The sequence below is a fragment of the Hafnia alvei genome (assembly GCF_900095695.1).
GTDB classification, from domain to species: domain Bacteria; phylum Pseudomonadota; class Gammaproteobacteria; order Enterobacterales; family Enterobacteriaceae; genus Hafnia; species Hafnia alvei_B.
In genome coordinates, this window is record NZ_FMIQ01000075.1 from 47,737 (window position 1) to 56,004 (window position 8,268).

Genomic DNA, 8,268 nt, shown 5'->3' on the forward strand with positions numbered 1-8,268 from the left:
AGAGGCCTTTTTGACTAACGAACAGGCTTAACCTGCTGAATTTGGGCTTTTGCTGCGCGTTTGCCGCCGAAGCTCAACACCGCCAGCGCCAGCACGATAAGCACAATGCCCGCCCCTTCAATCGCCCCCGGATTTTCACCCAGTAGCCACCAAGAGAACAGAACGCCGCATACGGGTACCGCTAGCGTACTCAGGCCCGCAATGCCCGCCGGTAAGTTTTTCAACACGAATAGCCATAGCGTCCACGCCAGCGCGGTGGCCAAAATCGCGCTGTATGACAATGCGAAATAGACATACGGATCCCACACAATTGGGCGCTCTGGCACTAGCCACGCAATCACGCTCATAATGATCGCGCCGTACACCATTTGCCATGTGGTCAGCGACAGCAAATCTACCTTAGGATGACGTTGATACAGGCGTTTAGCGACAATGGCGCTAGCCCCCCAACTTATGCCGGAAAGAATGGCCAGCACCGCGCTTTTCAGTGACTCTCCCGTCAGCTTCCACGGTTGCAATACCAAACAGAGCCCCACCGCCGCCGCCACAATCGCCAGATACTGCACGCGACGCATTCTCTCGCCCAAGAATAGCGCGGCCATGATCACCACCCAAAACGGCATGGTGTAAGTCAGTATGGCGACCTTTCCGGCTCCGCCGCTAATCAGCGCCCACTGAGCTAATCCAACCATGCCGCAGGTTTGCAGCACGGCAATCGCCAGCGTGTAGGCAAAAGGCGTTGGCTTCATCCCACGGCCACGCAGTTTTAACACCACCAGCAGTAATAAGGCCCCGAACACGCAGCGCAGCGCGGTAAAATCAAAGGCGCCGATGTAAAGCGTGACCTGCTTCATCGCGATCCAGCTATAACTCCAGATCAGCGTTAATAATACCAGTCCACCAAACGCCAACGGATCGGCTTTTCCTGCTACGGCCATTTCAATATCCTAATCATTATCAATCGTGCTTATTATCACTAATGCCATTATCTCATTACTCTCTCTTATATCCACCTTCTATATTTCACAACGGCATTAGAAAAATGTGTAAAAAGCGTCTAATTTGAAAGCTTCAATTAATTTGAAAATACCCAACGGCGACGGTACTCAGGAGATTCTATGGCGGAGTTTGAGGCAAAACCCTTAGTCATTTTACAAACCGGTGATGCACCGGATGTTATTCGCCATCAGCACGGCGGTTTTACCGATATGTTTTTGCAACAGGGCGATATTGATCCGTCTAGCGTAGCGATTGTGAATCTTCCAGCAGGTGAACAACTGCTCAGCCCCGAGCATTATCGCGGTGCAATTATAACTGGCTCAGCGGCAATGGTGACCGAACTATTGCCGTGGAGCGAATACGCTGCGATGTGGCTACGTGACGCCATCGGTATGGGGCTGCCTATTTTTGGAGCCTGTTATGGCCATCAGCTGTTGGCACACGCGCTCGGCGGCGAGGTGGGTTACCATCCTGAAGGGCTGGAAATTGGCACGCTGGAAATTGAGTTGTTACCTGAGGCTCAACAGGATCCGGCATTGCAAAACTATCCGCCGCGCTTCTATGCCAACCTCATACATTCGCAATCAGTGCTTCGTTTACCTGAAGGCGCGGTTGCTTTAGCCCGCTCACAGCAAGATCCACACCAAATCATCCGCTATCGCGATAACGTGATCAGCACGCAGTTCCACCCAGAGTTTAACGGGCCGGTAATGCATAGCTACATGAGTTGGATCGCAGAACTTGAACCGCAGCATCAGGCTAAATACCTCGATATTCAACGCCGCACCAGTAATACTCCCGTCAGCCAATCATTGCTGCGTGAATTTGTTCACGGTTTATAAGCTTAAACGAGTCATGATTTACAGCACGTAAAATCATGGCTCCATTTTTCCCTTTGCTAATCCATCCCAAAGATTGACCTTTGAAATATTTTGCATTATTTTCTTACAAGCAAAGGGGAGTAACTTCATTGCTGGTTAATCGTCATTACGGTGCGTGCTGCGTACCCGGTTGCCAGGCAACGCATTTTAGCTTTACGCTAAAATGTATCTAAGCGCCTTGCTTAGATGTATACCAGAGTCATTGAGCGCGGCTAATTCCGCTGTCGCATGGTGATGCAGGTATCGAGTTGTAAGTGAGACCTTGCCGGAAGGCGAGGTGCGCTTAAAACTCAGACAAGAGTCGTCGCTGTCGTCCTCCGTCATCGTGATTTTTGTATTTAATGAGTGTTACGAAGGATACTCCCATGATCAATTCCATTGGCTCTCCCCTGCTCTGGGGTAGTTTTGCCGTCATCGTCGTCATTATGCTCGCCGTCGATCTGCTGTTGCAGGGGCGTCGCGGTGCAACCACCATGACGCTGCGCCAAGCCGCAATCTGGTCGCTCGTATGGGTCAGCTTATCCCTCTTGTTCAACGCAGGCCTGTGGTGGTATTTCAGCGAAACTATGGGGCGCGTCGTTGCCGACAAACAGGCGCTGGCGTTTCTGACCGGTTATCTCATTGAGAAAGCGCTGGCCGTCGATAACGTGTTCGTTTGGCTGATGCTGTTCAGCTACTTCTCGGTACCGCCGAACCTGCAACGCCGCGTACTGGTTTACGGTGTTTTAGGCGCGATTGTGTTACGTACTATTATGATTTTCGCCGGCAGCTGGTTGGTGACTCAGTTCCAGTGGATCCTATACGTATTCGGTGCTTTCTTGCTGTTTACCGGTGTTAAAATGGCCTTGGCGAAGGATGACGACGGCGATATTGGCGATAAGCCGCTGGTGCGCTGGATCCGCAGCCATTTACGCATGACCGATAAGATCGAAAACGAGCACTTCTTTACTCGCAGAAACGGCGTGTTGTTTGCCACGCCGCTGCTGTTGGTACTGATTTTGGTTGAGCTTAGCGACGTTATCTTCGCCGTAGACAGCATCCCGGCAATCTTCGCGGTCACCACCGATCCGTTCTTGGTATTAACGTCTAACCTGTTTGCGATTTTGGGTCTGCGTGCGATGTACTTCTTGCTGGCGGGCGTGGCGGAACGTTTCTCAATGCTGAAATACGGTTTGTCAGTCATTCTGGTGTTTATCGGCTTCAAGATGCTGATTATGGATCTGTACCATATTCCGATTGCGGTATCGTTAAGCGTAGTGGCAGGAATTTTAGTGCTGACGCTGGTGATTAACGTCTTTGTTAACCGCCGCAACGATCGTTTGAAATCACAAAGTGAATAACCGTTAAACTTGATGCCTCGGACTTTCCTAATGACGATCGTTTAAGAGATCGAGATACACGGGCCTAGCACACCGCGGGGCGCTCCGGCAGCTAAAGCTGCTACGACCCCATCGGTGTACTTCCCCTAAAATCATGCTTAAGTGACCAGCATTACAGACTTTCCGGGGCATTTTTTTGCTTAAAGCCGTTAGCTTCTGCGTCTTGCTGACCAAGCCACCGCAAAGATAATCAGCAAGCCACCTGAAACCATCCTCAGGCTCGGCACTTCATGGAACAGCGCCCATGCAATCAGAATGGCATACACCGGCTCTAGCGCAATAATCATCGCGGCCATACGCGCTTTCAGCGCCTGTAAGCTATTGATGAACAAGCTGTATGCTAACCCCGTGCAAATCAGCCCCAAGCAGGCAATCCACATCCAGTCCATTGCGCTAACCAGCGGCAATTCATGATAGGTAAACGGAAACAGTAAAACGATAACGGCAAGGTTTTGCCACCAGCAGACCTGAGTTCCATTCACGCTGGCCGCCGAATGTCGATTAGCCAACGCCAGAATCGCATAAATCAGGCCAGATAAAATACCCCACAGCAGCCCTTCCGTTGCGCTGTTCTCGAAATTAAAGCTCGGCGTAACCAACACCAATCCAACAGTCACCAGCAGAATTAACACGTATTCCGCCGACGACAGCTTCTCTCGATACAGCAGCCCTTCCAGAATCGCCACAAAGGCGGGGAAACAGGCAAAACCTAGCGTACCGACCGCAACCCCTCCCACTTTCACCGCGATAAAAAACGTGACCCAGTGTGCGCACAGCAGCGCGCCACAGGCGCACAAACGCCCCACGCCGCGAGCATCAAGCTCACGCCACGGTAGGCGTTTTAGTTTTATCAATAACAGCGACATGGCCGCTAATGCAAAAATCGCACGGCCAAAAACCAAGACGGCGGCACTGCTGGCAATAAGTTTGCCAAAAATACCTGAAATACCAAATAGCACGGTAGCACCGTGCATCAGCCATAGCGCACGGCGACGATCCATGCTCACTCCTCAAAAAATCACTGAAGGATCAGCGGTTCATAAACAGTTTAGGGATCTCGCGCAGGAGCCAAGATTTTGCCTCGCCCATGCTGTCACGACGCCACGCCATAATAATATCGGTTTCATGGCTGTACTCGGCGCTCACCACCCGCAGGCGGCCTTCGGCAATATCCTGTTCCACCAACGGATAAGGCATAGTCGCAACGCCCAGCCCATCGATAAGCGCCTGACGTTTATCCGCAATGGTGCTCACGGTCAAACGCTGTTGCTTATCAAGCAGCTGAACAGTCAAAACGGGCCGCTCACGTGCGGTATCAGCCACGGCAATGCCACGATATTTCACCCGAACGGCGTCGGACAAAGGCTCTGGCTCTAAATGAATAGGATGATCAGGGGCGGCAACATAAACGCTCATCACCTTATAGAGCTTACGCACGTTGATTTCAGACGAAGAACGAAAATGCATATCGGGTGCGATCACGATATCCGCACGCCCTTGCTCGAGACGTTCCCATGCCCCCGCTAAAACTTCGGTCATTAAAGACAGTTGGGTATTGGCTTTATTTGAAAGCTTATTCACCAGCGGGAACAGCTGTGTGGCGGGCACCAACGCTTCGCATACCACCGTAATGTGCGTTTCCCAACCGCGCGACAGCGCTTCAGCGTCTGTCGTCAACTTATCGGCCGCTTCGAGAAGAATGCGCCCACGTTCGAGCAACATACGTCCTACATTGGTAAATTTCGTACGATGACCAGAGCGGTCAAACAACACCACATCCAGCTCTTCTTCCAGCTTTTGCATGGTGTAGCTCAAAGCTGAAGGCACTCGGCCTAATTCGTCTGCCGCCGCTGCAAAACTTCCACGACGATCTATGGCATCCATGACCCGCAATGCTTCCAATGTCAGCGCGCGATCTTTACTCATAGCATCCTTCTATCAGGAAATTTGAATATGGCGACCAGATTAACTGGCTAACAATCTCACGTCCAGACGCTTACCATGGTTATATCGATTATTAAGAGCCTTGAGCGCCATGATTACACAACGAAAAGCCCAAAACTGCGGACACGCTGACTATGGTTGGCTCAAGTCACGCTATACATTTTCCTTCGGCCACTATTTTGACCCTAAGCTGATGGGATATGCGTCACTGCGCGTTCTCAACCAGGATGTACTGGCGCCCGGCGCGTCATTACAGCCACGCACCTTCCCGCGCGTCGACGTATTGAACATTATTCTTGATGGTGACGTGGAGTACCGCGACAGCGAAGGCAGCCATACACAAGCCCATACGGGCGATGTGGTGTTACTTGCTACGCAGGGAAACATCAGCTACAGCGAACACAATCTCAATAGTGATAAACCGCTTACGCGTATGCAGCTATGGCTAAATGTTTGCCCAGAAAGGGAAAACGACGAGATCCAACGCCTCTCGCTGGAGGAAGAGCCTTATCGATTGCTCGCTTCGCCCGAAGGTGACAGCGGCAGCCTACAATTGCGCCAGCAGGTGTGGATCCATCATGTAGATCTTAAACCGGGTGAGCAACACACATTGCCTTTACACGGATCGCGTGCCTATGTGCAGTCGATTCATGGGAGTTACAAAACGCAGGATAGCGCCGAGTTGCTGGCCTGCGGCGACGGCGCCTTTATTAATGATGAAGAAAGCCTGACCCTCACCGCCATCACACCGCTGCGTGCGCTGGTGATTGATTTGCCGGTTTGATTTTGACTTCCCTCTTTTTTAAGGGGGAAGGCCATTCAAACTAGAGAGCTTGTACCGTGACTATTTGCGGTAGAACTACGTTACTTCCTCGCGGGCAAGCACAGCTTACAATATCCCCTTCCAATGCCACCAACGTACCTTTAATGCTAACAAACCGTGGGCCGCTGGCGACGATTGCGCCAACACCTTTACATGCCGCACAGCTTGCCTGCATACCGAGCACCGTCACAGGAAGCCCCTTTATTGATACACTCACCATCCCCTGTAAAACCTTTCCACCCGTTGACGTTGGGCAGCCTTGAGTGATTAGACAACGCATGATTACTCCTCCTCCAGCGAGTCTGCTGCACGGATCACGAAAAAATCCTGATTGATCATTGCCGTGGGTTCTAATGTCCAAATGTCATGTACGAAGTAGGAAAAAATCTCATCAGGGGCGTGATCGGTAGGGGCTGGCATATTATCGCCACGGTAAGCACAGTGGTAATAATTCAAATACTGCTCGGCTCTTTTCAGCGCCCTGCCATAGATCTCGGGGCATAATCGCAGCCGATTATCATTGGGGCTGTTTAACAGATCGTTTCTCAATCCAAGAGCTGCCTGATGCACTTCATCCAGCCACCCCCAGTTATTGCGTAGCGTCTGCTGTTTTTGTCGATACTCTTCTGCCTGCGCTTTTCCCTGGGGAGAGACACCAAAAATACCGGCGGCGTTAGCGCCGCTTGCAAGGCTGCGGTTCCCCTGCTCATCCAAATCCTGCATCTGCCAAACATAGCGATAATATTGCTCGCCGAGCCAACGAATATAGGCGTCTAAATGCAGTTCCTGCGCGCTCTGGCTCAGACTGCGCACGGGGATTTTACGTTGATATTGCCGCATCCAGCCTTCCGCCGATTTCCCTTCAACCGCGTCGTTCATAATGAAGTAAACCGAAATATCAGTATCCTGCTGGTCAAGTGTTTGATAATCAGGAAACGGAACACCGGCACTATAGGCTTGGATATACATCTTGTGCAGCGCTGCTAGATAGAGTTCGGCGCTGGGCTTCTGCTCATCCGCCAGCAAGCCACCCCCCACGTCGTTGCTGCAACCGGGAAATAACTCTTCTTGCCACTCTCCTTTATCCCCCAGCGGATAAAGGCAGCGCCAAGGACGACGCTCGTGCGCGGCCACCAAGTGCAGTGACTGGCGCACTACGGCGGGGAGCGGTGTTTTTTGATCGATCGATTTATCGCCGAGTAGCGGCCCCGCCACTTTTCCAACCCAACCTAGTTCATTAACAAAATAAGCGAAACCTACGTTGCTGGTGGCTGGCGTATGGCGTGAACAATCAAAAAAACCGGTAAAAATAATGTCAACTTTAGCATCTTGGTAAAAATAAGCCTCGCCTTCCTTCTGACAAACCTCGCTCAGCAATTGATCGATAAATTGACGCGCTATTGTTGCCCCAAGGTCAAAGCCAAACACCGAGATGGAGATTAATTTGATGGGGAGTTTGCTTTTAGACTGAGTTTTACTATGGAACTCTTTAAATTGGGCTTTGGCTGCCGCTAAACGCGTCTCTACGCCAGTGATAAACAACGACGCAATCGTAGGGTCATCACGCAAAGCAGGCACGGTTTCAATGGCCACTTTACGAGCAATTTTGCCCAAAACCTCTCGTACCATTTTCCGCCACTCGGTTACATTAAGCAGCTTTCCTTTCGTATCGCTCAGCGCTTCATACCAGTTGGTTTTTATCGCTTCCTTAGCCGTATCCTTAAGAACATCTTGGGGAAACTCTTTGCCCTTATCTTTAGCCACTGATTTAGCTATCGAGCGAGATATATCCATAATCGAATTCAGCTTGCTTGATAAATCTTCTTTATAAGGCGTACCTAAACCAGAAAAGTAAAATTTAGTGTAGTTATCGTTCGCGGTATTCGAAGTCTCATCAGGGTATGCACGAAACAAACGAGCAATATTACTCAGCCTGCTTGTAGACGCATCCTGTTCAATATTTCTGCCTATCCCATCAAAGAAAAAACCGATGTGCCACACCCGCCCACACACGCCAACCTGTGCATCCTGTTCTTGCTGTACTTGGCTATCGCTTGCCAACAATTGCAATGTATTCATCGCACTTCCTTGTATTAATTAACTTTGTTTGCTTACGATAAATTGGGACGGGTCTCATAAGGCGACCACGCATCTGCGCTCCATCCCAACTTCACCACGTCTCCCGGCAGAAAATGCACATGCAGATATTTATCCCCACGGTGCCGCTCTGGCAGCGGCATGG

At 50.8% G+C, this 8,268-nt stretch carries 8 protein-coding genes and 1 pseudogene; 3 read left to right on the forward strand and 6 right to left on the reverse strand.

Translation table 11 applies throughout. The features are described 5' to 3' along the window. Window positions 1–14: 14 nt before the first annotated feature. Window positions 15–938 (reverse strand): DMT family transporter, encoded by a 924-nt coding sequence (locus BN1044_RS20785; protein WP_072310270.1) that lies wholly within the window; start codon window positions 936–938, stop codon window positions 15–17. Window positions 939–1,118: 180 nt separating this feature from the next. Here BN1044_RS20785 and BN1044_RS20790 point away from each other — a divergent pair, with 180 nt between their 5' ends. Both BN1044_RS20790 and BN1044_RS20795 read left to right on the forward strand, forming a co-directional pair. Then, complete coding sequence (locus BN1044_RS20790) at window positions 1,119–1,841, forward strand: glutamine amidotransferase (RefSeq protein ID WP_072310271.1); 723 nt, start codon at window positions 1,119–1,121, stop codon at window positions 1,839–1,841. A 407-nt stretch (window positions 1,842–2,248) separates the two neighbouring features. Next, window positions 2,249–3,220, forward strand: a complete 972-nt coding sequence (locus BN1044_RS20795; protein WP_139130985.1) for a TerC family protein — start codon at window positions 2,249–2,251, stop codon at window positions 3,218–3,220. Between the two features lie 188 nt (window positions 3,221–3,408). Here BN1044_RS20795 and BN1044_RS20800 read toward each other — a convergent pair whose 3' ends face one another. After that, a complete protein-coding gene (locus BN1044_RS20800) occupies window positions 3,409–4,260 on the reverse strand; it encodes a DMT family transporter (protein ID WP_046459365.1) in 852 nt (283 codons plus the stop codon). 28 nt (window positions 4,261–4,288) lie between these two features. Then, the gene (locus BN1044_RS20805) at window positions 4,289–5,185 is read right to left on the reverse strand and encodes a LysR family transcriptional regulator (protein ID WP_072310273.1); all 897 of its coding nucleotides are present in this window, start codon (window positions 5,183–5,185) and stop codon (window positions 4,289–4,291) included. 109 nt (window positions 5,186–5,294) lie between these two features. On the opposite strand from BN1044_RS20805, the gene BN1044_RS20810 reads away from it, so the two are divergent. After that, the gene (locus BN1044_RS20810; RefSeq protein ID WP_072310274.1) at window positions 5,295–5,987 is read left to right on the forward strand and encodes a pirin family protein; all 693 of its coding nucleotides are present in this window, start codon (window positions 5,295–5,297) and stop codon (window positions 5,985–5,987) included. A gap of 40 nt (window positions 5,988–6,027) precedes the next feature. Here BN1044_RS20810 and BN1044_RS20815 read toward each other — a convergent pair whose 3' ends face one another. From BN1044_RS20815 to BN1044_RS24325, 3 genes and pseudogenes are all read right to left on the reverse strand, one after another. Further along, window positions 6,028–6,306, reverse strand: a complete 279-nt coding sequence (locus BN1044_RS20815) for a PAAR domain-containing protein (RefSeq protein WP_072310275.1) — start codon at window positions 6,304–6,306, stop codon at window positions 6,028–6,030. Window positions 6,307–6,308: 2 nt separating this feature from the next. Further along, entirely contained in the window at window positions 6,309–8,105 is a 1,797-nt protein-coding gene (locus BN1044_RS20820; RefSeq protein ID WP_072310276.1) for a DUF2235 domain-containing protein, read from the reverse strand. A 32-nt stretch (window positions 8,106–8,137) separates the two neighbouring features. Continuing rightward, window positions 8,138–8,268: pseudogene (locus tag BN1044_RS24325) on the reverse strand (DUF3304 domain-containing protein); the annotation flags it as partial.

Bases quoted from the DNA above. Each gene is read 5' to 3' on its own strand.
- BN1044_RS20785 (WP_072310270.1), bottom strand. From the start codon at position 938: ATGGCCGTAGCAGGAAAAGCCGATCCGTTGGCGTTTGGTGGACTGGTA.
- BN1044_RS20790 (WP_072310271.1), top strand. From the start codon at position 1,119: ATGGCGGAGTTTGAGGCAAAACCCTTAGTCATTTTACAAACCGGTGAT.
- BN1044_RS20800 (WP_046459365.1), bottom strand. From the start codon at position 4,260: ATGGATCGTCGCCGTGCGCTATGGCTGATGCACGGTGCTACCGTGCTA.
- BN1044_RS20805 (WP_072310273.1), bottom strand. From the start codon at position 5,185: ATGAGTAAAGATCGCGCGCTGACATTGGAAGCATTGCGGGTCATGGAT.
- BN1044_RS20810 (WP_072310274.1), top strand. From the start codon at position 5,295: ATGATTACACAACGAAAAGCCCAAAACTGCGGACACGCTGACTATGGT.
- BN1044_RS20815 (WP_072310275.1), bottom strand. From the start codon at position 6,306: ATGCGTTGTCTAATCACTCAAGGCTGCCCAACGTCAACGGGTGGAAAG.
- BN1044_RS20820 (WP_072310276.1), bottom strand. From the start codon at position 8,105: ATGAATACATTGCAATTGTTGGCAAGCGATAGCCAAGTACAGCAAGAA.